General features: G+C 48.5%; 18 protein-coding genes. 6 read left to right on the forward strand and 12 right to left on the reverse strand.

All coding sequences use genetic code 11. From position 1 onward, the window contains the following. Positions 1-59 precede the first annotated feature (59 nt). The 10 genes from OL444_RS27995 to OL444_RS28040 all read right to left on the reverse strand — a co-directional run bounded on the left by OL444_RS27995 (position 60) and on the right by OL444_RS28040 (position 15,616). The gene (locus OL444_RS27995) at positions 60-626 is read right to left on the reverse strand and encodes an HmuY family protein (protein WP_264727855.1); all 567 of its coding nucleotides are present in this window, start codon (positions 624-626) and stop codon (positions 60-62) included. 12 nt (positions 627-638) lie between these two features. After that, the gene (locus tag OL444_RS28000; protein WP_264727853.1) at positions 639-3,854 is read right to left on the reverse strand and encodes a TonB-dependent receptor plug domain-containing protein; all 3,216 of its coding nucleotides are present in this window, start codon (positions 3,852-3,854) and stop codon (positions 639-641) included. Positions 3,855-3,869: 15 nt separating this feature from the next. Continuing rightward, positions 3,870-4,640: a hypothetical protein gene (locus OL444_RS28005; RefSeq protein WP_264727852.1), complete on the reverse strand. Its 771-nt coding sequence runs from the start codon at positions 4,638-4,640 to the stop codon at positions 3,870-3,872. 10 nt (positions 4,641-4,650) lie between these two features. Then, the gene (locus OL444_RS28010) at positions 4,651-5,334 is read right to left on the reverse strand and encodes a hypothetical protein (RefSeq protein WP_264727850.1); all 684 of its coding nucleotides are present in this window, start codon (positions 5,332-5,334) and stop codon (positions 4,651-4,653) included. A gap of 11 nt (positions 5,335-5,345) precedes the next feature. Next, positions 5,346-6,815: a S8 family serine peptidase gene (locus tag OL444_RS28015; protein WP_264727849.1), complete on the reverse strand. Its 1,470-nt coding sequence runs from the start codon at positions 6,813-6,815 to the stop codon at positions 5,346-5,348. An 11-nt stretch (positions 6,816-6,826) separates the two neighbouring features. Beyond that, the gene (locus OL444_RS28020) at positions 6,827-7,438 is read right to left on the reverse strand and encodes an HmuY family protein (RefSeq protein WP_264727847.1); all 612 of its coding nucleotides are present in this window, start codon (positions 7,436-7,438) and stop codon (positions 6,827-6,829) included. Between the two features lie 385 nt (positions 7,439-7,823). Beyond that, on the reverse strand, positions 7,824-9,257 hold the full coding sequence (locus OL444_RS28025; RefSeq protein ID WP_264727845.1) for a glycoside hydrolase family 30 protein: 1,434 nt from the start codon (positions 9,255-9,257) through the stop codon (positions 7,824-7,826). Continuing rightward, the gene (locus tag OL444_RS28030; protein ID WP_264727843.1) at positions 9,239-10,789 is read right to left on the reverse strand and encodes a RagB/SusD family nutrient uptake outer membrane protein; all 1,551 of its coding nucleotides are present in this window, start codon (positions 10,787-10,789) and stop codon (positions 9,239-9,241) included. Before OL444_RS28030 ends, OL444_RS28025 begins: the two co-directional genes overlap by 19 nt. A 21-nt stretch (positions 10,790-10,810) precedes the next feature. Then, positions 10,811-14,170, reverse strand: a complete 3,360-nt coding sequence (locus OL444_RS28035; RefSeq protein ID WP_264727841.1) for a TonB-dependent receptor — start codon at positions 14,168-14,170, stop codon at positions 10,811-10,813. 282 nt (positions 14,171-14,452) lie between these two features. Next, on the reverse strand, positions 14,453-15,616 hold the full coding sequence (locus tag OL444_RS28040) for a FecR family protein (RefSeq protein ID WP_264727839.1): 1,164 nt from the start codon (positions 15,614-15,616) through the stop codon (positions 14,453-14,455). Positions 15,617-15,926: 310 nt separating this feature from the next. Between OL444_RS28040 and OL444_RS28045 the strand changes: the two genes are divergently transcribed. Next, entirely contained in the window at positions 15,927-16,832 is a 906-nt protein-coding gene (locus tag OL444_RS28045) for a YheT family hydrolase (RefSeq protein ID WP_264727837.1), read from the forward strand. A gap of 90 nt (positions 16,833-16,922) precedes the next feature. Continuing rightward, positions 16,923-17,513 (forward strand): RNA polymerase sigma factor, encoded by a 591-nt coding sequence (locus OL444_RS28050; protein WP_264727835.1) that lies wholly within the window; start codon positions 16,923-16,925, stop codon positions 17,511-17,513. On the opposite strand, the gene lepB is transcribed toward OL444_RS28050, so the two are convergent. Then, positions 17,503-18,687: a signal peptidase I gene (gene lepB / locus OL444_RS28055; RefSeq protein WP_264727832.1), complete on the reverse strand. Its 1,185-nt coding sequence runs from the start codon at positions 18,685-18,687 to the stop codon at positions 17,503-17,505. The genes OL444_RS28050 and lepB overlap by 11 nt on opposite strands. A gap of 326 nt (positions 18,688-19,013) precedes the next feature. On the opposite strand from lepB, the gene OL444_RS28060 reads away from it, so the two are divergent. The 3 genes from OL444_RS28060 (at position 19,014) to OL444_RS28070 (ending at position 21,897) form a co-directional block, all read left to right on the forward strand. Further along, positions 19,014-19,991, forward strand: coding sequence for a sugar phosphate isomerase/epimerase family protein (locus OL444_RS28060; protein ID WP_264727830.1), 978 nt, complete (start codon positions 19,014-19,016; stop codon positions 19,989-19,991). 117 nt (positions 19,992-20,108) lie between these two features. After that, positions 20,109-21,335 (forward strand): tetratricopeptide repeat protein, encoded by a 1,227-nt coding sequence (locus OL444_RS28065; protein ID WP_264727828.1) that lies wholly within the window; start codon positions 20,109-20,111, stop codon positions 21,333-21,335. Continuing rightward, positions 21,322-21,897 carry an SMI1/KNR4 family protein gene (locus OL444_RS28070; RefSeq protein WP_264727827.1) on the forward strand — a complete coding sequence of 192 codons (576 nt, stop codon included), beginning with the start codon at positions 21,322-21,324 and terminating at the stop codon, positions 21,895-21,897. Before OL444_RS28065 ends, OL444_RS28070 begins: the two co-directional genes overlap by 14 nt. Before the next feature lie 53 nt (positions 21,898-21,950). Here OL444_RS28070 and OL444_RS28075 read toward each other — a convergent pair whose 3' ends face one another. Beyond that, positions 21,951-23,312, reverse strand: coding sequence for a sulfatase-like hydrolase/transferase (locus tag OL444_RS28075; protein ID WP_264727825.1), 1,362 nt, complete (start codon positions 23,310-23,312; stop codon positions 21,951-21,953). 412 nt (positions 23,313-23,724) lie between these two features. Here OL444_RS28075 and OL444_RS28080 point away from each other — a divergent pair, with 412 nt between their 5' ends. Beyond that, complete coding sequence (locus OL444_RS28080; protein ID WP_264727823.1) at positions 23,725-24,618, forward strand: phytanoyl-CoA dioxygenase family protein; 894 nt, start codon at positions 23,725-23,727, stop codon at positions 24,616-24,618. Positions 24,619-24,631: the final 13 nt, after the last annotated feature.

Consider the following 24,631-nt stretch of genomic DNA (forward strand, 5'->3'; position numbering starts at 1 on the left):
AAGCATTGCGCTGCGGAATGGAAAGCGGACGACGTTATCTTAAGATAAGCATAACATTACTACCGGAACATGGCATACCTGAAATGCAGGTAAGGAGCCGGTGTTTCCACCGTCGGCGCCTTTGGATTTCCTTTGTAGATACTGATCATCTCCATTTTGTACACCGTCTTTCCCTGTTGTTTGATCAGGATGGTACGGCCAGGTAATGCAGCCACCACATGTGTATTGATATCATACTTAAACCAACCGTTAGGGCTCGCATTACCGCTACCCACCGCAGACAGCTTGTAATCAGCCGCCGGCAGGCCTGTAATGGCGTCATATCCCTGCTGTTGCATACTCATCCAGTTGTTACGCTGTATATTGGAGATAATGGTACTGTTGTAAATACCTGTGAAAGCAATATCCCATTGCGCAGTACCCGCTACTTTTCCATTTGTCTGGAAACTGAAAAACAAGGTATCCGGTTTACCACCGGTAGGATCACCAGGCGCTTTTTCCCCTGCAGGCAAATCACGTATCCACACATCCTGTCCGGGAGCCGGCGCAGGCTCCGGTTGTTCATCTTTTTTAGAGCAGGCTGCCAGTAAAACAGCAGCACTCATCCACATTATTATTTTTTTCATGATCATACTTTTTTAGAAACGTAATTGAATAAAGGCTCCCCAGGTACGTACCGGTAATAAAGCAGCATATTCAAATGCACCGCCATTACGGTTGTTGTAACTACCATCCGGGTTCAGACCATAAGGTAAACTGCGGTACAGATATCCCAGGTTTCTACCGGTAACTCCTATACGACAATCCGCCAGTTTATTCGGCAGTTTGTAGGAAAGTGATACTTCCCGCAATGCGATATAGGAGTTTTCAAACACGGCTTCATCCTTTACACCCGCCCGGTCATGGAAGCCGGCATAATAGTCGCTGGCGGCCAGTGGCTGCAAACGGTATTCTCCTTTTTCATCGCGGCCGACAGCTTCCTGTGCCTGTTGAAAAGTGAGTCCGCTCACATCTTTTCCATACAGGGTTACACCGCCGTCAAAGACGCCTTTAGGTGCAATACCATCATAGGTTTCCCGATACACCACCACGTTCTTACCCGTTTCAGGATCGGTATGCCAGGTTTTGGTCATCCGGCGGATACCACCCAGTCCTGCTGTACGACCAAATGCGGTATTTTCCAGCGCTCCCCGCTGATACAGCAAGGCATAGGTACCAGACCACACATCACCTCCCATTTTCACATCGAGCAGGCAGCTCAGGCGGAATCCTTTAAACTCCACACTATTTTCCCAGCCACCAATCCAGCTGGGGGTAGCGTCACCGATTTTCACCGGTACACCGGAAGGCACATACTGCAGCGCAGCATCCAGCAAAGGCTGTCCGTCGCCGTTATACTTATGGGCATAAGAAGATAACAGGGTACCAAAACTTCCCTGCAGGGTTCCCATCAGGCTTACATCCTGCTGGCTGGCGCCCAGCGACAACTGATCGCTGCCGGATGCTGTGATTTTTCCAAAACGGTTCCGGTTGGCGGCAAAGTTCAACGTAGTGGTCCACTTGAAATCTTTGGTTAATACCGGTACCGCATTCAGCTGTATTTCCCAGCCCTGGTTTTTCACTGCTGCAGTCACATAGCGGAGTGGCTTGTTATATACAGATAGCGGTGCTACAATGTCATAGAGTTTATTTTCGGTGTTGCGGTTATACCAGGTAACGCTACCGCCTATACGATCATTCAGCACACTGAATTCTGCACCCAGCTCATACTCCCAGGCATTTTCAATGGAGAAACCTGTCTGGTAGTTACGCATCCCCCAGTTACCATTGCTGGTATAGTAAGGTTTATACAAAGTACGATGGGTAGGATACGGCAATTCCATATCTCCGGTAACAGCGGAAGCATAATGAAACAAACCGGTTACATTGCCTGTACGGCCCGCATTGGCACGTAGCTTAAAGGCATCCAGCCAGTGGAGGCCGGCGCCGGTCCAGCGGCGGAGATCCTGCTGCATCACATAGGAAGCGCCTACGGAAGGATACAGGTATCTCAGCTTACCTACCGGGTCCAGATCGGGAATAGTGGTGATGTTATCCATCCGGGCAGTACCGGTGAGGAATAATTTGTTGAACCAGCTCACTTCCAATGCCAGTAAAGCACCATGTATCGTTTTCTGATTGGCATTGCGCACATCAAAATAAGCGGCTTCCTTTAAAGCGGAGGCATCGTTGTAACGTTGTATTGTCAACCATTCGTTGCCGGTTTCAAAACGGGCTGCATTAGGATCGGCAGCATTAAATGCCGTACCACGGATACCACCGTTGGTATGCCAGAAGTCATAGGCAGCACTGGCTTTTATACCCATCTCCCCGAATTGCCGCTGATAGTTCAGTTGCAGCTTCGCCAGATAATCGTTCGTATATTCTTTGGCGTTATTACGATAGGCCTTCTCCTGATGATACAGCGATTCTTTACCCAGCAACCGCTCCATATAACCGGTAGCATGTTCGTCGGTACGGGTGCGATAAGTAGAATAGCTGCCATTGGCTACGAGTTGCAGATAAGGAGACAGCTCCCAGGTAGACTGCAGGTAAGCGCGCAGGGTCTGGTTCTTTTTGGCGGCATTTTGTCCGTATAACCACCAGGCGGTTTCGCTTTCCAGCGGATCGCGGTTGGCGCCGGGATTAAAGTCGGTAGGATACTCAATGAATGCATTACCCAACGACGCAAATTTCTGCGCACCGATACTGGGTGCATTACGGGCGGTGCTGTGATTGTAGATCACACCAGCCTGTGTGCGCCATTTCCGGCTCCATTGGTTATCGGCACGGAACATAATATTGTGCTTATCCAGGGTATTACCATAGTAAGTGCCTTTGTTGTAATCTCCGGTATAGGATAACCGGTATTTTCCTTTATCCGTTACCCGGCTGATGACCACATTCCCCAGTTGAGCATTTGCACGCTGGAAGGAATGCAGGTAGTTATTGCTGGCATTGGCCAGGAATGCCAGTTTAGGATCACCGCTTTCTCTCGCCACCTGTGGGCTGATCAGGGAAGGCGCACTGTACACTTCTCCCATACTATAGCCACCATTCACTTCAAAGTGCCAGCCTTTATTACCGGTAGCTGTTTGTGTGGTGAGCGCGATCACGCCGTTTAAACCACGGGCGCCGTAACGGCTTACCGCTGCAGCGCCTTTCAGCACTGTCACGCTGGCAATATCATAGGCGTTTAGTTCTTTCAGGCTATTACCCCAGTCTTGTCCGCCAAACTGATTGGCGCCGGAAGTTTCATTTTCAATAGGAATACCATCCAGTACAAACAAAGGCTGGTTGCTACCCACTACAGATTTCATTCCCCTGATCACCATATTGGTACCGGAGGTCACACCGCCGGCAGTGGCACTCATCTGCAAGCCGGGAACCCTTGCCCGTAAAGCATTAACCGGGTTGGCTTCAAAGGTATACTGCAGCTTGGCGCCTTCTACTTCCACCACATCAAAATTACTGGCGGCATGTTTCAGGATGGGGCTGCTCACCTTTACTTCCTGTAGTTCCCGTCCCTGATTTTTCATGATAAGGGTGAGAAAATCATTGCTGGTCACCTGCACTTCCTGAAAGAGGTAGTGGTTGCCATGTAATAATAGTTTTACCGGCAAGGCGGGTACGTTTAACGCAAACTTACCACCGGCGCCTGTACGCACAGTATCCGTGCTGCCGGCAGCTACCACCGCAATACCAGCCAGGCCTTTCCCTGCCGGATTTTGTATCTTACCACTGATCACTTCCTGTGCCTGTGCAGCGGTGTAACCCGCGCAACAGACACTGATCAGAAAAAATATCTTCTTCATAATAATTGCATGATTTTAATAGTACAGAAAGTAAACCTTGTCTGTAGTAACACTATGTTGTTCCTGCATCGTAGGTACATCAAACAACAACTGGTCAAAACGGTAGGCGTAATCCGTTGTTTTCATCACCGGCACTTCTCCGGCAGTAATGCCTGGGCCCAGGGTATAGCGCAACAGGTTATGCCCGCTATAGGCTGCCACCAATGATGGTATCATTTCCTTTAAAGGATATTGCAGCAATACCGGCAACAGATAATCTGTAATATTCGTATAGGCAATCGGGTTATTATCATAGGTAAAAGATGCGACGCTGCCTTCCGGTAATAAAGCAGCCCGGTTAATCACCCGGCTGGCATTACGGTATAGTATCAGTGTATCTTTTACCGGTGGTTGTTTTGGAATCAGCGGATACCGGGTCTGGCGTATAACGATCCTGTCGGCATCCGGATATTCAATAGCAGTCACTGTTCTGGGTCCTGTCACCGCTGTCAGTTTAGACTGTTCATAGGTAAAGGTGATATTATTCATTCCTGCCGGCAAGGTGGCGCCATCCGTATATTTAAATACATATCTGTCTGCCACACGTACCGTAGCCGCAGCCATTCTTTGCTGTGCATCATAGGTATATTGCTCCAGGGTATCCTGTGCGTTATTCACCACCGCTTTCAGGCGAAAACCTGCTGCTACTGCCTTACGGTCTGCTATGTCGAGGTCCGTTTTTTTATCGCAGGCCATCAGAAAAAAAAGGGCGAGGCAAGCGATAGCCGGAAATCTATAAAGTGTCATGTAAAATTATTTATGGTTGGCGATACGCTACGATCATGTGGGTATAGGCCGCATTGTAATTATCTGTATAATCTACCCGTATCGGGTATCCTGCTGCAGTAAACTGTAGTTGCAGTCCTGTTACATTGCCATAATCCGTTTTACCGGTGATCATGTCCTGCAGCGTAGGTTTGTTAAAATAGGGCAGGTAGCTCATCAGTTTAATACTGTTATTTCCACCCAGGTGGCCGGAACCACCCCAGTCTACTTCTTTATTGGCAATCAGCATCAGGGTCCGGCCACCAGTAGTTTCCAGGAAACGGTTTCTTCTTTCCGGATAATTATACGTAGTATCTTTTTTCGTATGTACCACTACGTTATAATCACCTTTAATGACACCAGCCACTTTTCTGCGCACATTATATACCTGTACGGAATCGGGAATACTTTCCTCCCGCTGATCGGAATAATAAAAAGTAGCTACCGGCTGCAGCTGCGATTCCGGGGCAAACTGTTCGCCTCTCAGGAGGCTGATTACCTGGTAATAGCGGTTATAGACCGGTTTGTATTTCACCAGGTACATCCCTTCGTTACACAACACATAGTCTACCACTGTTTTCGGTACTACCGCTGCCGGCATTACTTCGTCGCCGTTATTTTTTTTGCAGGCGGTCATCAGTAAAGACAAACAACCTGCTATGAGCCAATATTTCATGTATGTACGTTTTATTTACCGGAGAGCAGGGCTTTTTCAAAATCAGTAAGACCGTATCCCCGTATGTTATTGGGTTTGCTGCCGTCGCCGGAAGCACGGAAAAGTAGTTGTCGTATATCCGTTGCTGTTTTATTGGGATATGCCTGCCATAAACAAGCGGTCAGTCCTGCTATAATAGGCGGGCTGTATGCCAGATCATAGGCATCTCCATAGAAATCAAGGATAGGCACCCCACTGGACAATGCGCCCAGCTCCGGCTTCATACGACCATCTGCAGTAGGCGTATTCAGTGGGCTATAATCATCGAACACCCGGCCATTGTACTCCCGCAGGTTGCCGGCAGTAATGACGTTAAAGGCATCCGCTGGTGGCGCCACTATTTTACGTGCACCGCCGCCATTGAGCATCTGCACCACGAGCATCCCTTTGGCAAAGGCGGCATCCGCCACCCGGCTGCTCATCGCTGTTTTACCATTGGCTTCTTCCGGACGGATGTTAAAGGCCGGATCATCAAAATATAATCCGAATACAGAGGAAGAAGAAACGATATCAGTACCGATGCTGTCTGCATATTCCATGGCAGCAATCCAGCTGGTTTCATCCACAGGCTCTTCGGTAGCATTGGCTTCCACCCGGAGCAGCGCAAAAGATGCTTCCGGCGCCAGGCCTACATACTCCCCGGGTATCAATCCCGCCATGATACCGGTGAGATAGGTACCTCCATCTCCACTGTTGTAAACATTTTCCTGGTTGTTGACAAAGTCATAGGTAGCAGCAATCTTATTTTCCCGGAAAAGATGACTGAAGCCATTTTTTTCGTGCAGATAACCAAAGCCATCACTCAGTACCGCTATCAGTTTGCCCTTTCCACGGTAGCCTGCTTCATGCAGTGCTTTGGCTTTATGCATCTTCATCAGTTTCCAGGTACGACCATAACCTTTATCGCTGACAGGCAGGTCGCGTAAAGTATCGGTTCCGGTTTTCACCTGCGGCGCAACGCCACCGATCATATCATTGCCTGGCAGCTCCGGTATGCTTTCCGGTTCATATAACCCCCATGGGCGTACGTCGTTCACAAAAGAAAGAGCAGACAATACTTTGGGATCCATATCATCCGGATATTGTATCACGGCATAGTTCAGCCAACGGCTGGTATGTATTAGCCGGCCTTTCACCAGGCGCAGCACAGAATCAAGGTAAGGCTTGGCCACCGGCAGATCGGTGGAATCAATTTTTATTTGCTGCCGTTGGCGGCGTTCAATCGCACGTTGGCTCAGATAAGCCTGTGGCGCCGTCAAAGAAAAAGGTGTTGTTTTTTTATCTGTAAAAGATACCAATACCAGGTTCCGGTATTTCGCCGGTAAAGGTTCCTGGTCACGGTAACGACTATACGGATCATTATCTTTCCGGCAGGAAAACAGGGCAATAGTCAGACAGAGCAATGCTATAGCAGCACTGCCCGGCAGTTTCATTATTCGCATGTATCAGTAGTTTACTGGAATTTTTCGTTTTTTCCGATGTATTGATAACGGATGGTAATAAAGCCTTCCCGTTCGCTCAGGGTCTTGTAGGTCTGCCCTTTCAGCGATGGCATATCCCGGTAATAGCTGAGTATTTCCATCTTTACAAACCCTTCCCCATCGGCGGTTTGCAGGAATATACATTTACCGGGATAAGGTATATATACCATTTCATCGGTCATATAATACCAGCTTTTCCCACCACTACGATAGCCGAGTGCAAAGTCTTCACCGGCAATATCCTGTTTCAGCCCATTCAGGTCTGGCAACTCTTTCAGGTCTTTATAGGCTACAGGTAAAATAGCGGCACGGGCCCTCCCATCACGCACGGGGTTTGTCATAGGGCCTCCGTTTATTTTCAGCTGCGCGCTGTAAAATCCAAGGTCCCAGTTGGTGCCTTCGGGCTGTGTTGTTAATTGCCCGGTTTTGAAATTAATAAACACCTGCTTACTATAGGAAGACTCGATGTTCTTAATAAATTGCTCTTTTGCAATCGCCGGAGGTCCGCTATCCGGCGCGGTTTCAGATTTCCGGCAAGCCATAGCCAACAGGCATGCTGCCAGGAAAATGCTAGATTTTCTCATAAAATTCTGCAACAGTAAGGTAACCTAAATTGAAAGGATGTTTATGCTCTTGTTCACAAATCTATTGGCGGAGTAAAATTGATTTGACACGGCAAAAGTAATACGGACGATCATCATTCATTGATCGAATCGGTAAAAATATCTGCCGTAAACGTAAAAATTATCATCTCACAAAATCACAAACAACGATAAAAATCAACACAACCCTTATCCGTACTGCATTTCACCACGCCATCAGTTATACGGTATCATAACTATATACCATAAATGAAAAAACATTAAAAAACAAGCGTAAGATTTACGCAAAACGTAAATTTTATTTAACAGAAAAAAAATACCAGTGCTTTTTATAGCACTGGTAACAAATAATATCACGGGTGATGCTTTAGTTACAGACATAGGTAGCCACCGCACCAGCCGGTAGGGAGGCATACATCCACCGGCCTTTCAGGCGCACCTGAAAAGACTGTACGGTCGCCTGCCGGTTGACAACAATCAATACCGTTTTATGATCAGGCGTACGAAATGCCACATTATCGAGTTGCGGAACAGTAGTACTCGCCATTCTCACTGATCCTGCCGGCACAAATTTAGCGGCATGTCCGATTACATAATAGGAAACATTGCGGGTAATGGTGGTGCCATCAATCGTAATCGCACCTAAACACTGCGTACAGCCTCCTTGATCGGTATGCGGATGCCACTGCGGATCTGCCGCCAGGTTCCATTGCAGCACATTACGGCTCCAGTTGCGGCAGGCGCCTATGATCAAACGACTCACATTGCCTTTCAGCTCTTCGGAAAAACTACCTTTTCCATCCGACCATTGTTCCGTAAAATAAATATGCTTCTCCGGGAACTGATCATGTACCACCGACAACGCACTGATATCTCCGGCATATAAATGAAAGGCAGAACCATCCACAAACGGATAAGCTGCCGGATCTTTCAGTATCGACAACGGATAATCCGGCCGGTCACAGTTATGATCATACAGGATGATTTTAGTAGTGATACCTGCTGCCCGGAAAGCCGGCCCCAGGTGATCTTTCACAAAGGTTCCCTGAGCGGCGGCCTCCATATACATGCTGGGATTATTGCCCGGATGCAGCGGTTCATTCTGTGGCGTGATGGCATCTATGCGTATGCCTGCTGCCTGCATCGCCTGTACATATTTCACAAAGTAACGGGCATATGCTGCATAATATCCCGCTTGCAAACTACCGCCGATAAAAGAGGAATTTGTTTTCATCCAGACAGGCGCCGACCAGGGTGAACCTAAAATTTTTATTGCCGGATGGAGCGTCCTTATTTTTTTCAATACAGGCAGCAATGCCTTTTGTTCGCGGGCCATACTGAAATGCTGCAAATCCGGATCGCTTTGTCCGGCCGGCATATCATCATAGGTAAACACCGTATCGCTGAGATCAGAAGCACCGATACTCAGGCGGATATAGCTGATACCAATACCCTTTCCTTCCGGCAGAAATAACTCTTTCAGCAAGGCGTCCTGCTGTTTTTCCGGCAGGCTGTGAATCAGATCGGCACTACCTCCCGTGAGGGTAAATCCGAAACCATCCATCTGCTGAAAAGTAATTGCCGGATCTATCGTTATCACAGGTGTACCGTTATCCTTGCTGTGCCATCGCAATGCTGGCTGCTGCTGCAACAGGGCAGACCGGTCCGGTGTGGTGAGCCATACCTGTATCCCTGCTGCCGGTTTCGGTTGTTTTTGCTGCTGTGCCGTTGCTGTTATCATCAACAGCAGGCCAAGACAGGTCCCTATTTTTATCCGCATCATCATTTCGTTCCTCCCCATTCCTTGCTTTGTTCCAGTTTAGTATTTTCCATTTCCAGCAAAGGAATCGGCAGGATATCATGCCGGCCGGCAATAAAACCTCTGCTGCCTAATGCTGCCGCTGCCCTGCCGGTTCTCACCAGGTCAAACCAGCGATGTCCTTCTCCGGCCAGCTCCAACCGCCGCTCGTTAAAAATATGATCAAAGGTAGCAGGCAAAGGCCCCAGCCCTACACGCGCCCGCACAGCATTCAGCAAGGCATAGGCGCGGCTGCCGGCGCCCCCACTTTCTCCCGCTTTGATACGCGCCTCTGCTTCCATCAGGTAAGTATCAGCCAGTCTTATTTCATACATATTCTGCGGAAAATTCAATTCCAGGTTTCCGCCGCCTTTTGAAATATTGGAAACCCTTCCGGCAAATTTATTCAGGAAATAACCGGTATTCATATAACCGGCATCGTACCGTGCAATGCCATTTCGCTTCAAACTATCCAGGTCTGCAACGGTAGCGCCAAAGCGCGGATCATCATGCATAAACCGGTAAAACTCCGGTGTAAATACCAGGAAGCTCCAGCCGGAAACATAATCAGGTGCGCCATCTTTCAGGGTGGAGTAACCTCTTGGTCCCGTCATAATATTCAGCAGATTGCCTTCTGTACTGCCTACTGCACTCCATACACCACCCGAGGTGGAATTATAGGCCACCTCCAGAATAGATTCCGAACTGAACTTACTTACTGCATCTGATTTCCACAGATCAGCAAAGCGGGGAATCAGTTTATAGCCATACACCGCATTTACCTGGCCAGGGGTAGTGCCATTTACCAGTTCCAGTTCTCTCGCTGCATCGGTCCATTTTTGCCGGTACAGGTATACTTTTCCCAGCAGGGCATGTGCCGCACCTTTGGTGACACGGCCGGCTTCTCCCTGCCGCGGCACCTGATCCGGCAGATTCGTTTCTGCAATGGCTGCTTTCAGATCCGCTTCTATCTGATCATATACGGCTTCCGGTGTAGCCTGTACCACACCATACATTTCAGCAGTGGTAACCGGTTTGGTGAATAACGGAATGTTTTTAAACAACCGTACCAGGTCAAAATAGAAGAAAGCCCGCAGGAATTTTGTTTCCGCCTCATAACGCTTTTTAATATGCTCCTCCATAGGTACACCGGGTAGTTTGGTCAGCATAATATTCGCACGGAATACGCCCGCAAATCCTTTTTTCCACAACTCCTCCTGCGGCCCGGTAATCGGCGTCAGTGTCCAGTTAGACATCACCTGCAATGCCATCATATCCGATGATCCGCCGCCACCCGCATAATGATCATCTGCTGCTGCATTCAACGCCCCTACTTTGGTCACGAATCCGCCGCCTTGCCAGCCTACTACATCATACACGGCTACCAGGCCGTTAAAGGCTTCCGTTTGATTGCGGTAATAGTTGGATTCCAGGTAACTGCCTTTCGGTTCTATTTCCAGGAATTTATCGCTGCAGGCGCCGAACAACCACATGCCTGCCATCACGGTGATATAGGTAAAGTATTTTTTGCTCATTGTTAATCCGGTTTTAAAAGATCAGAAAGTAACATTCAGTCCTGCCATAAAAGAACGCGCCTGCGGATAAATACCCCTGTCGATGCTCAGTGCATTGGTACCGCCGATTTCCGGATCATAGCCGGTATATTTGGTCAGGGTCAACAGGTTTTCACTCATGACGTATATGCGTATCAGTTGTAATCCGATGCGTTTGGTGGTGGCCGCAGGAATCGTATAGCCCAGCTGCAGGGATTTGATCCGGAAATAACTGCCGTCTTCCAGATAAAAGCCGGATGGATTGGTGAAGTTTTTGTTTTTATCTTCCATCGTCATCCGGGGATAGTCATTCGTAGACCCTTCACCGGTCCAGCGGTTCAGCGCTTTGGTCTGCCAGTTGGAATTGGGAATATCCAGGCGGCGCAATCCCTGGAATACTTTATTACCCGCAGCGCCCTGTCCGAAAAATATCAGATCAAATCCTTTGTAAGCCACATTGAAAGTGATACCGTATGTCCAGTTAGGGGTAGGGTTACCAATAAAAGTGCGGTCTTTATCCGTGATTTCGCCGTCGCCGTTCATGTCTTCCCAACGGAAATCACCCGGCTTCGCATCCGGCTGTATCTTCTTGCCGCGGGCATCTACCCAGCTATCAATTTCGGCCTGAGTCTGAAAAATGCCGAGTGAACGATAGCCGTAAAAAGAGTTAAAGGCCTGTCCTACTTCTGTTCTTACAATAGGGGGCATTCCCTGAAAACTTTCCTGTTTATCTCCCAGCAACGTCACACCGGTACCCAGGAAGGTAACCGTATTTTTAAGATAGGATACATTACCGTTGACAGAAAAATTTACTTCTCCGAATTTATTATGATAGCCTACTTCCAGTTCCACACCGGTATTTTTCATACTACCGATATTTGCCGCGGGATTGTCAATAGCCCCTACATAATAAGGAATACGGGGCTTTTGCAGGATATCATTCGTCGTTTTATTAAACCAGTCAAAGGCAATCGTGATATTACGTAATAACGTAGCTTCCAACCCGATATTCGCCTGACTGGTAGATTCCCATTTCAGATCAGGATTGGAGGGCGCATTGGGACTATACCCTACACTCAGTTTATCTTCCGTACCAAAAGTATAGTTACGCCCGCTGCCGATGGTAGCTACATAGGCCAGATCCCCGATATCATCACTACCCACAACACCATATCCGCCACGGAATTTCAGGAATCCAACCACATTATTCTGCGGCCAGAAATTTTCTTTGGAGGCTACCCAGCCTGCGGAGAAAGAAGGGAATACGCCGTACCGGTGATTGGGTCCGAAACGGGAGGAGCCATCACGCCGGATGATACCTTCCACCAGATATTTCTCTGCATAATTATAGTTGATGCGGCCAAAGAGAGAAGATACTCTGTGATCCAGCCCTTCACTGCCTTCCGATACTTTGTCGGCTGCCGCTATTTTAAAATTGAGTGATGCATCTTTAAAATTTTCCGCCGGAATATCAAAATAGGTAACAGCGGTTGCTTTGGTACGGTTCTCCATATAAGCGCCCTGGCCCCCCAGCAAGGTAAAACTGTGCGACCCAACGTGACGGGTATACGAAATAATATTCTCCAGGTTCCAGTTATACCCCTGGTTATTTCCCCGTTTGAAAGAAGAGCGGGAATTCACCGTAGAGCTATTGAGATAGGATACCGGCGTAAAGGTTTCTTCTCCCCAGAAAGATATTTTAGCACCGATGGTGGATCTTACTTTCAGCCCTTTTACCGGCTCCATCTCCAGGTAGGCATTTCCGACAATATTATGCGACCAGTTGTAATTACCGAGGCGGGTGGAAATATAGGCCAGTGGATTGGTGATCTCCTGTCCTACTACACCTGAAATACCATAGGGCCGGCCGGCAGCATCGCGCCGTACCGGATTTTTCGTATACAGGGGAGCGTTAGCTTTCGCCGGGTCTGTTTCTACAACCGGCGTTATCGGGTCCAGGTTGATAGCAGAACTGAGTGGTCCGCCGAATTCATTATTGGTATTACCGATACCGATCGTTTTTTCATAACCATAACCGACGTTCTCTCCGAAAGTGAGCCAGGGTGTAATTTTATGTGTGGTATTCAACCGGAAGTTTACCCGCTGATACCGGGAGATATCACTCGCTACAATGCCTTCCTGCTGCAGGTATCCGAAGGAAGTATAAAAAGTGGATTTATCATTACCGCCACTGAGACTGATTTCATGGTTCTGCCGCACAGCATGTTGATTAAATATCTGTGCCTGCCAGTCGGTACCTTCTCCCAATGCAGCCGGATTATCATACACCGGTGCTTTGCCATCTGCTTTCATCGCTTCGTTGATAAGTGTAGCATATTGCGTGGCATTCAGCAATTTCAATTTACGGGCTGGTGCAGAAACGCCATAGTAGCCGTTATAGTTAACAGAAAGCCGGCCGGACTTTCCTTTTTTCGTTGTCACCAGTATTACACCGGCGGCAGCACGCGCCCCGTAAATAGCCTGGGAAGCCGCATCTTTCAACACTTCCACGGATTCAATATCATATTGATTCAGGTAACCGATTCCTCCATTATCTACCACTACCCCATCTATTACCCACAACGGATTGTTGTTGTTGAAAGAAGTGATTCCTCTCACCCTGACGGAAGCACTGGAGCCTGGCTGACCGGAGCTGGCGGCCACAGTTAATCCGGAGGTACGCCCCTGCAATACCTGCTCCAGGCGGGTTACCGGCTGTGAAGCAATATCCGCCGCCCTTACACTGGAGATAGCGCCGGTGACCACACTTTTTTTCTGAATACCGTATCCTACTACCACCGTTTCGGTGAGCGCCGTCTGCGCCGGTTTCAGCTGCACCTGCAGGGTGCTGCCGGTAATAGGCAGTGTACGGGCGTCATACCCAATAAAAGAAACGATCAGCAGGCTTTTGCTATCAGGCACGCGGAGCGTGAATCTGCCATTCACATCTGCTGCGGTTCCTGCATTGGTATGTTGTATGCGCACCGTAGCACCGGGTACCGGTTCTCCCTGTTCGTTGATAATCCTGCCGGTGACGGTGATACCCGTATCTGCTGCCAGCCGGTCGGGTTTAATATCGGTAAGGGTTATACGTTGTCCTTCCATGATGTAGGTAATGGGTTGTCCTTTCAGGCATTCGTCCAGGGCTTCTTTGACTGTGGCATTTTTCAGCCGGATGGTAACCGGCCGGGTGGCTGCCAGTAAGGCTTCGTCGTAGATAACGGAAACACCCGCCTGCCGGGCTACTTCTTTCAACACCTTTTTCAACGGCACATTTTTTTCAGATAGCGTGATCTGTTGTGTCCATCCTTTTGCGCTGATATGCAGACATCCCAGGAGGAGCAAAAAGGCTGTCAGTTTCATAACGCGGAACATTTTAACGGACAGTGGTTTCCGGGCACAGGAAAGCCTGCCACTAAAGTTTAATTGCATACTTTTGTAGTGTTTGGGTAGTACAGGAAATCGTTAATAAGCAAATGATATCAACGGCCACCCAACTTATTGCCGGGAGTGTTGCGAGCACTTCCGGTTTTTTATGGATGCCGGTATCCTGCGGTTAACCCGTTTCAGTTGTTATCATAAGGGTGCAGTTTTTCAGTTTATACATAATACGTGGATGACTGCCCGTGGAAGCAGTTTTAATATTTACCGGGTAGCTGTAACAGTTAATTTCCTTCCTTCCAGTTTATACGTTACGCCGCTGGCCGCAAGCATATGCAGCATTTCAGACAACGGCAGATTTTTGTTGATACGGCCGCCAAAGCGTTGCCGGCTGTCACCGGTTTTATTATCTATTTCAATATCGTACCAGCGGGCCAGTTGCCGGGTAATAGCACTGATGCCCGCATTATCAAATTCAAAGAAACCGGTTTGCCAGGCAGTGACGGCAGCGACATCTGTTTCCTGTACCGTAAAAGTACCTGTCTGATGATCCATGGCTGCCTGCTGACCCGGTTGCAGGTATTTTTCGGCCGCACCTTTTTTCACCTTCACCGCTCCCTGTACCAACGTGGTAGTCGTTTCTTTCTCATCGGTATACGCCATAATATTAAAATGGGTACCCAATACCTGTACTTCCATCTCCTGTCCTACGATACGCACGATAAACGGTTGCTGTGCCTGTGGTTTGATGTCAAAGTAACCTTCTCCCTGCAGTTCCACGATCCGTTGTTTCCCCGTAAAGGCGGTAGGATAACGTAAGCTGGAAGCGGCATTCAACCACACCTGGCTGCCATCCGGCAGTACTACGGTAAACTGTCCGCCTCTGGGTACCGTCAGCAGATTATAGCCAATGGCAGCTGTTTTGCCCGCAGCTGCATATTGCAGCTGTCCCATCTTTTGCTGCACCGTGGTGTTACCTTGTTGTATCACCTGATGGCCGGCGCTGTCCAGCGTTACCTGCACACCATCTGCCAGGGTAAGTACCGCCTTGTTGCTGCCGGGCGCAATGTCGTGCAGGGCCATATTACCGGTAGCCAGCGGAGATGCCGGTTTACGGCCTATAAAAAAATAAGTACCTGCTGTCACTAGCAACGCAACGCTGGCCGCAGCTGCTATCCATTTCCAGCGATACCATACGCCCAGCTGTTTTGTGTCCGTTTGTCCGATAGCCTGCAACAACCGCATTTCCATCCGATCACTCAGCGCGGCCGGCACCTCCGGGCGCTGTGCCAGGATACGCTCAAAATCCGCCTGCATCACGGTCAGCAACGAACGATACGCGGCCTTCCCCTGCAGCTGTTCATACAACAGGCGTATCTCTGCTTCACTACAATCTCCGTCCAGGTACTTTTGCAAAAGTTCTTCCATCTGTTAATATCGGATTACGGGAGATCCTCCTGTCTGCTGCATCTTTCCGCTGCCCACATCTTCCCAAAATGTTTTCCTTTCATGGTTTACCACTACCGCACATGATATACTATCCGAAAATGATCCAATAGGGTACCCTCCGCAGAAAAAAAATTTTCCGGGCCATTATCAACAGCGCAAACAAACCAGGAGGCATGCGCCGGAACCGGCAACATTTGTTAATCCTGCTGCGTAATTCGTAATTTTGCCCCATATGCCGGTTTTACATCATTCTGATTATCAAGCGCCCTTTTTATTGCAGAATCGCCACATGCTGACGATCTACCCTTCCCTGTTCCGGAGTATCCGGCCGGCCAGCTATAGACGTCAACGTATTACTACCCCGGACAACGACTTCCTGGACCTGGATTTCAGCGAAAAAGACAGTGACCGGGCCGTAGTCATCCTGCACGGACTGGAGGGAAATTCCGGCCGCAAATATGTACTGGGGATGGTCCATATTTTTAATGATGCCGGATTCGACACGGTATCATTAAATTTCCGGGGCTGCAGCGGAGAACCCAACCACCAACTCCGCTTTTATCACAGCGGAGAAACCGGCGACCTGCATACCGTCATACAATACCTGCTTTCACTGAATAAATACAAAACCATTCACCTGGTAGGTTTTTCGCTGGGAGGCAATGTAACGCTGAAATATGTAGGCGAAAAAGGCAATACCTTGTCGAACGTTATCCGGTCGGCAGTAGCCATCTCTGTACCGGTAGATCTGAAAGACAGTTCCGGTGAGCTGGAGAAAAGACATAATACGATTTACATGCAGCGTTTTATCCGGGACCTGGGTAATAAACTCCTGCAGAAACAAACCCGGTTTCCGGGTACCATCGATCTCGCAGATTATGATAAAATAAAAAGTTTCCGGCAGTTCGATGATCGTTATACCGCGCCTATACATGGTTTCAAGGATGCCCTGACCTACTGGGAACACTGCAGCTCCAAAAAATACCTGGCAGATATCCGTATCCCTACCCTCCTGATCAATGCCAAAGACGATCCGTTTCTGGGAAGCGGTTGTTTTCCTTATGACATCGCCGGCAACAGTCCTTATTTCCACCTGGAAACGCCTTACAGCGGAGGACACGTAGGCTTTGTAAAATTCGGAGAAGATTTTTACTGGTCGGAGAAAAGGGCACTGGCTTTTACGCTGTCGGTATAAAGGCAAAGCTTCCATGCTTTGACCGGGTAATTTGTATATTTACTGCTTTATTTAACGACTCCCCGGCGGGAAGTATTTTAAACTTTTTACATGGAGCGTATGCCATCTGAAGAGGAACTGTTGCTACGGATGATTGCGGGAGATGAAACAGCCTTTTCCGGCATCTACCGGCATTACCATTCTTCCCTCTATACTTACCTGCTGCGTTTCTGTAAAGTACCGTCCCTGGCGGAAGACCTGGTGCATGATGTATTCCTTAAAATCTGGGAAATCCGGGAACGTATCAATCCAAAGCTTTCTTTCAGTGGTTATCTGTATCGCATTGCCCGCAACCATGTGTTCAAGACGATTGCCCGGCTGGCAACAGATGAACACATGCGTGAACAACTGTTGTTACAGCTGCAGGCCACCAGTGCTGCACATACCGAACAGGTCATCAGCACCAAGGAATACGACCGGCTTTTCGCGGAAGCCCTCTCCCGGATGCCCGCCCAGCAGCTAAAGGTATTCCGCCTTTGCCGCCAGGAAGGGAAAAGCTATGAGGAAGCCGCCGCCATACTGGGCATCTCCCACCATACCGTTAAAAAACATATGGTCAGCAGTATGCGTTTTATCCGCGATTATATTTACCGCCATGGCGATATTATGGTGGCGCTTTACCTGGTCACCGCTATCGGATAACCGTAAACAACCGGCTCCATCTCAACCGGTTCTCCTGGTAACTCAGCCAGATAATCCAGGCTTTCCCTACAACATGATCTTCCGGCACAAAGCCCCAGAAACGGGAGTCCGTAGAGCCGTTCCTGTTATCTCCCATCATCCAGTAGTAATTCATTTTAAAAGTGTAGGTAGTGGTTTCCTGATGATTGATAAAGATCTTACCGTTTTTTACCTGCAGCTGATTTTGTTCATACGTATCGATGATCCGCTGGTAAAGTGGTAAAACGAGGGTATCAATGTGAATGGTCACCCCTTTTTGCGGAATATACAGCGGTCCCATTTGATCCTGATTCCAGGGATAGCGGTCCGTATCAAAAGGAAATACCCGTCCATCCCACCAATCCATCAACCGGCGTTTGATACGCGCACCCAATCCCCGCAGCGTATCTACATTGGCCTGGGTAAGGTTATAGATAAATTCGGTGGAATCTCCCGTTGGCCGGGCATCGGAATGGATATCCAATGCCAGCATCTTTTTCTCATTCATGGGATGATGATTGGGCATGACCACCAGGTATTCCGCCATCGATGCCGGCGGGATAAATCCTTTTTTCCCGTTTATATAAATCATCCCGTCTTTAATCTGCAGGGAATCACCCGGCACCGCCACACAACGTTTAATCCAGTTCTCCCGTTTATCCACCGGACGTACCACCGGCGGCAGCGGATATATCTTTTTCAGCGCAGAATCTCCTACTGACCTGATATTCGGGTAATAATCAACGTCGTTCCCCTGCTGGTCTTTCAGCACAGTATCGCCACAGGGATAGTTAAACACCACCACGTCATTCCGTTGCACGCCACTTAGTCCCGGCAAACGCATATACGGCCATTGTACCGCAGTGGAAAAGGCTTTGGTTTGTTTGGTAAAGGGCAAGGTGTGATGGGTAAAAGGCCAGGCCAGCGGTGTCATGGGAATGCGGGGACCATAGCTGATCTTACTAACAAACAGATAATCGTGAACCAACAAGGTTCTTTCCATTGAAGAACTGGGGATAACATACGCCTCAAAAATAAAAGTGCGGATAAAAGTGGCTGCCACTACTGCGAAAAGCGCCGCTTCTGTCCATTCCCGTATTCTTGATTTTTTCCGTACTGATTCCTCCTGCTTTTTCCTCCTGAATGCAAAATTCATTTAGATACGGTTTAGGGTAATTTAGTACGTAACAATTTAACTAAATAAAATTATATCTGTTTCAATTCCATCAAAGAAAAAGCACTGCTACATAATCGCACCAATTCGCTACAGCAAAGCATTCCAACGAATTAAACGCATAGTAAAAATAATATGCATGCCGGCTGCCGCCGGTTATTTCCGGGCAGATGATTACTGCGAATGATCACGATAACGGCTTCCTGTTTTTGATAAATTTTGTGAGAAGATAAAATCGTTTATTAATTTACTCCGCAGAAATGCCATCCCGGCACATGCAATTATCCACGTTATAAACATCATCAGGTATGCACACGTCCAGACGTTCCTTTATGCATCAAGCCGGCCTGCTGGCAGCAGGTATGCTGTTACCCGGCAGTTTGTCCGCCCGGCCCGCAGCAGGGGCTTTACCTAAAAAGACAGGCCTTCAGTTATACACCCTCCGCGACCAGCTGGCACAGGATGCAGCAGGCACCATTGCCAAAGTAGCGGCCATCGGCTATAATGAAGTGGAAACATTTTATGGCTACCAGGGCGCACAGGACAAAGGTACTTTCTGGGGCCTCAAACCTGCGGCGCTGCAATCGTTGCTGCAATCGCACCACCTCAGCACGCCCAGCGGCCATTACCAGCTCAATGAATATTTAACGCCCGGCAACGGGAATGCAGCTGCCCTGCAACCCCAGATAGACCTGGCCGCTGCCCTGGGACAACAGTACTTCATCGTACCGGTACTGCCGCCCAATCTATGGGATCAGGCACTAACGCCGGATGACTATAAATTCATGGCAGACCAGTTGAACAAAGCCGGGGAAGCCTGCAAAAAAGCGGGAATCCAGATCGGCTATCATAACCACTACTGGGAATTTAAAAAACTGGCAGGTACCCAGACTACCGGCTATGAGACCCTGCTGAAAGCTACAGACCCCGCACTCGTATCTTTTGAGCTGGATTTATTCTGGGCGGTAAAATCCGGATTCGATCCGGTAAAATTGTTTGCGGCCGCTCCCGGCAGATTTGTAGCCTGGCACGTGAAAGACATGGATAAAAACAATACCGCCAGTCTGACCGCCGCCGGCACCGAAGGAAAAAAGTCGATGGAACTGCTGACCGGCGTCACCTTTGCAGAGGTAGGTACCGGCAGTATCGATTTCCGCAGCATATTTGCCAAAGCGAAACAGGCCGGCGTAAAACACTTGTTTATAGAACAGGACAAAATTACGATCGACCCGTACGAAAGCATTACCAAGAGCTACACCTATCTGAAAAATGTATTAATGAAATAAAATATACGGGCAGCAGGGCCCTTTAAAACAGGACCCTGCTATCATTTACCCCGCCCCGCCTGTTCATATTTCGCAGCAGCATCGTAGCTTTGCCCACAAATTAAAGCGTAGTTACTTATGTCGATGCATGAAGTAGAATCATTGGTGGAATTATCCGTTTATGCCCTGGACAACAGCCAGGAAGAACCGCTGGACCGCAGAAGTCTGTTTTATAACCTGTATCTTTTGCAAAATCAGTTCGATACCGGATTTACCCATTTCCGGGTCATGGATATCCTGATCAAGTATCATTTCGTATATCCGTTACCGATAACCGCACATCCGGCTTACACACAATATTCCGCCCATTTTGATGCATTGGCTGCCAGCAAAAAATTCAGCTTCATCTATGTCAATCCCATCCAGGAATGGGACGCAGAAAGCAACCCTGTAGCCGGTTACGCCAACTTTGACCATACTACCCAGCAATATATACTTTATGCAGATGCAGGTTCCACGCTGTGGGCCGGCCTCGTGGAAAATGGTACGCTGCAAGGCGAAGACGCCGTGGCGCCGGAACACATCAACGTGTTCAACATGGCCCATGAAATAGCGGAAATTGCCGGCCAGCAAAAAGATAAAGGCCTGCTGGGACTTTGGTATCAGCTCCTTCCCTACATCGTGATGAATACAGAACAGGCAGGTGAACCCGTTCATTACAAACCATTGGAAGCGATCCTCGACCTGGTAACCGCCAACGATGCCATTGAAGAAGCCGTGCTGCCGCCTTCCGATGAGCTGCCCGAAGGAGGTGAACTGGGTAAATTCTGTACCTGGTGGTATGCACCCGCTGCAGATAAAATGAAAACAGCAGCAGAAATGAGCGCAGAAGAAGAGAAGCTGGACCTGGAAGCAGTTCCTTTCAGTGAAAAGGTAGAAAAAAGCGCCGCCTGGTATGAACAGCAAGTGGCCAACCTCTTACAGGAAATCAACCACGCCATCACCTACCTGGAAGAAAACGGCCCTAATGAGGATATACAAAAAAGCGTGGAAGGACGCCTGCAACTGGGCATCGAATACGCCGACAAAGGACTGGAACTGGCGCCCAATGAACCGGCCCTGCTGGTCAACAAAGGTTCATTGTTAATGCTGCTGGAAAAATATCCGGAAGCACTCGTTTGTTACGATGCTGCCCTGGCCATTGCACCCACCAATGCCTATGTACATCTCAACCGTGCCATCCTGTACTATCACATGAACCAGATACCGGCAGCTATTGCTTCTTTTGAGCAGCTGCTGACGCTGGAACCGGATAATGAATTTGCACAACAATGGCTGGCACACCTGAAAAATGGCGGACAATAATCCATTACAAATAATAGAACAGGCACTTGGCATCACTTTGCCAGGTGCCTATGTTACCTTCCTCCGGCAACAACAGCTGATGGAAGAAGGCCGGCTCATGACAGACCTGGTATATCTCTATGGCCTGGCCGAACTGGCCGGACAAAACACGTTGTACGAAGTACAACACTACCTCCCCGGCTACCTCACCATCGGCGATGACAGCGGCGGACAGGCTATCTGCCTGCACTGTGCCGCCACAGATTCCACAGTATACATTACCGGGCATGGCGCCCTCGATACCGGCTCACTGCAGGTACTCAGCGATAACTTTTCCGACTGGGTGGCACAAGGATACTCCCTCGATGTCATCCGTGAATCACCGGACATCCTTGCTTTCCGGCAATCAGACACCTGGCAGCTGAGAGCAGCCTGGCAGGCATTACACCTGGCGTTGAAGAAACTCGAAGCGGAGAAAAGTAAAGGGATGGACCTCAAAACCTACCTGCTGCAAAAGCGGCAACTGCAACAAGAGATAGTAACATTTGAGACACTACATGCCGGCAAAAAATATATGCCTTAAAAGCGCAGAAAGATAGCCTGCTGCATCATTTCAATAAACAGCGATCTGAATAACTACTGTGCCACCCGCTCCATTTCCTTTTCATAGGCTGCCTGCAGCTCTTTTACTTTTTCCGGATACTGCACGGCTACATTATCTGATTCACCGGGATCGGTGCTGAGATTATACAATTCATGATTATTAACCAGTTTCCAGTTACCCCGGCGTACGGCAGTTTGTTGGCCGTATTGCCAATACAGGTCCCGTTCTTCCACCGGTTGCTGGAACAATATATTCCGGATATCTTTTCCATCGGTAGGTAGTACCGGCGTAAACCGCGTCAGCGCGCCGATAGTAGGTAATACATCCAGGTTTGATACTGGTGTGTGAATCACCTGTCCTTTCTTAATTCTTTGCGGCCACATAACGAGTGCGGGTACACGAATACCGCCTTCCAGCAAAGCCCCCTTTTCGCCACGCAGGCGGCCATTACTGGCATGACCATGATGGGAAACCGCATAGCCGCCATTATCAGACATAAACCAGATGATGGTATTTTGCAATAGCTTTTCTTTTGCCAGCTTCTGCAACAGTAAGCCTACATTATCATCCAGGTTGGATACCATGGCAGCATACGCCCGCCGGTAGGCATCTTTAATAAAACTGAATTGCTGCAGATATTGGGCAGGCACCTGTAAAGTATTCAGCATTTCCTGCTCTCCGTAGGTGTTTTTTCCGAGCGACAACGTATATCCGGTAATACTATCCGGCGCTGTTTTCCCGTAGTGCGGCGCATTGTAGCCTATCATCAGGAAAAAGGGCTGCTGCGGATGCCGGTTCTTTTGTTTGCCAATATAAGACAAGGCATATTGCGTGATCAGGTCTGTGGCATATCCTTTTTCTTTCACCGGCTGGTTATTTACATACCAGTCCTGTTCCAGCCCGCCGTAGCTGTGGGTAAAGTAATCGATGCAGCCGCCACGAAAACCTGTGAATACGTCGAAACCGTGTGCTGTAGGCATTTTAGCGCCCCCTTTTTCTCCCAGGTGCCACTTCCCGATCAGGGCAGTCTGATAGTGTTTGGCCCGCAGATAGTTGGCCAGCGTGATTTCTGTCGTATCCAGATAGCTTTCATCATTCGGCATCAACGCGGTGTTGAGATGATGTTTGCTGCGTTGCGGATAGCCCCCTGTCAACAGACTGTAACGGGATGGTGAACAAACAGGGGCCGCAGCATAAAAGTCCGTGAACCGGATCCCTGATTTACCAATACGATCGATGTTGGGGGTAGGTATCTCGCTACCGTAACTACTTAGATCTCCATAGCCCAGGTCATCTGCATAAATAATAATAATGTTGGGCCGGGTAGTGTCGTTGCCTGCGAAAAGGGCATGGGTATGCACCAACATTAAAAGTGTGAACAACAGTCTCTTCATGGAATAATCCACTTTACAAAAAATCAATTAACAGTTATAGTAACAGGAAGATAGTAAATGATTGGCAGGAATAGCAAAATTCTTCGCAGATAGTCTAAAAAAGCAGGATTTTACCCCAGATGCCTGCTGTGTCATCTCCCGAAAAATTATTTTTTTGTAAATAAAAGGAGAGATATTATATTTGTCTACAGAAATGGTAGACTAATAAAATATCCTCCATGAAAAAGTATCAAAATCACCTGCACCAGTACAAAGTATCATCGAGCGTTACTACTATCGCCGGATACTGTTGTTGTTGACGCCATTATCACCCCCCTGCGGTTACCCCACCAATTTCCGCTGCAGCTAACAGCTATAGGGCTTCCCATAACTGTATAATGTATTATTTCACTGCCACAAACCTATTTTCGTCATGAATACGAACAACCAACCCGTGTTCCGCCTGGAAGAGGCGGTAACCCCAGCACACCTTGCCCATTTCAAACAATATGGGATCATCCAGTTTAAAAATTTCCTGGACAAACCTACACTGGCTGCCATTTTGCAGGAAGTACAGCAGGTCCAGGAATGGCTCCTGCGCAACAACATCGAAAAAGTAAATGGTATTCCCCTGAAATTCGGTACTGATATTGATGGCAGTCCACTCATTCAACGCATCGCCTTTGCCTCTCATTACAGCCCCGTTTTACGCGCTTTACTGAAAGAAGAAAGGCTTCAGTCACTCACCCGGTTACTAGGGCCTTATACCGGCCGTATTGGTGAAAATGAAAAAGACGGGCTGGTGATCAATCATTATGTAAATGCTGCCGAAAGCCAGTTTAAACAACTGGGCTGGCATACCGATAGTCCCCGCGATCTGTTCCTGGGCACCCGCATACTTCCCATGCTCAATGTAGGCATCCACCTGGATGACTGCCCCCTTGAAAATGGCGGTCTGCGCGTACTCCCGGGTACACACGAACAAGGTTTGCTAAAACTGCTGTTCCGCAAAAAATACTTTATCGACAATGAACCCGATAAAAAAGAAGTGGGCTTCAACATCGAAGCCGGCGACCTGACCGTACACGATGGCCGCCTGTGGCACCGCGTACAGCAATCACCGTTTATTGGTGAAAAGAGCCGCCGCAGGGTGATGTACATACCCATCATCACCGGCGCCTATCAGCCTAAAAACGCACATAGTCCAACACCTTTCTATCATAAACTGGCACATTGGAAACAACACCTCTACGGAGGAAGACCACAATGGGTAAATGTAAAAGCTAAAGAAGAAAGCCTGGCAGAAGTAAACCGTTCATCTCTCTAAAAAACAGCAACAG

It is taken from the genome of Chitinophaga nivalis, from assembly GCF_025989125.1.
Lineage (GTDB): Bacteria > Bacteroidota > Bacteroidia > Chitinophagales > Chitinophagaceae > Chitinophaga > Chitinophaga nivalis.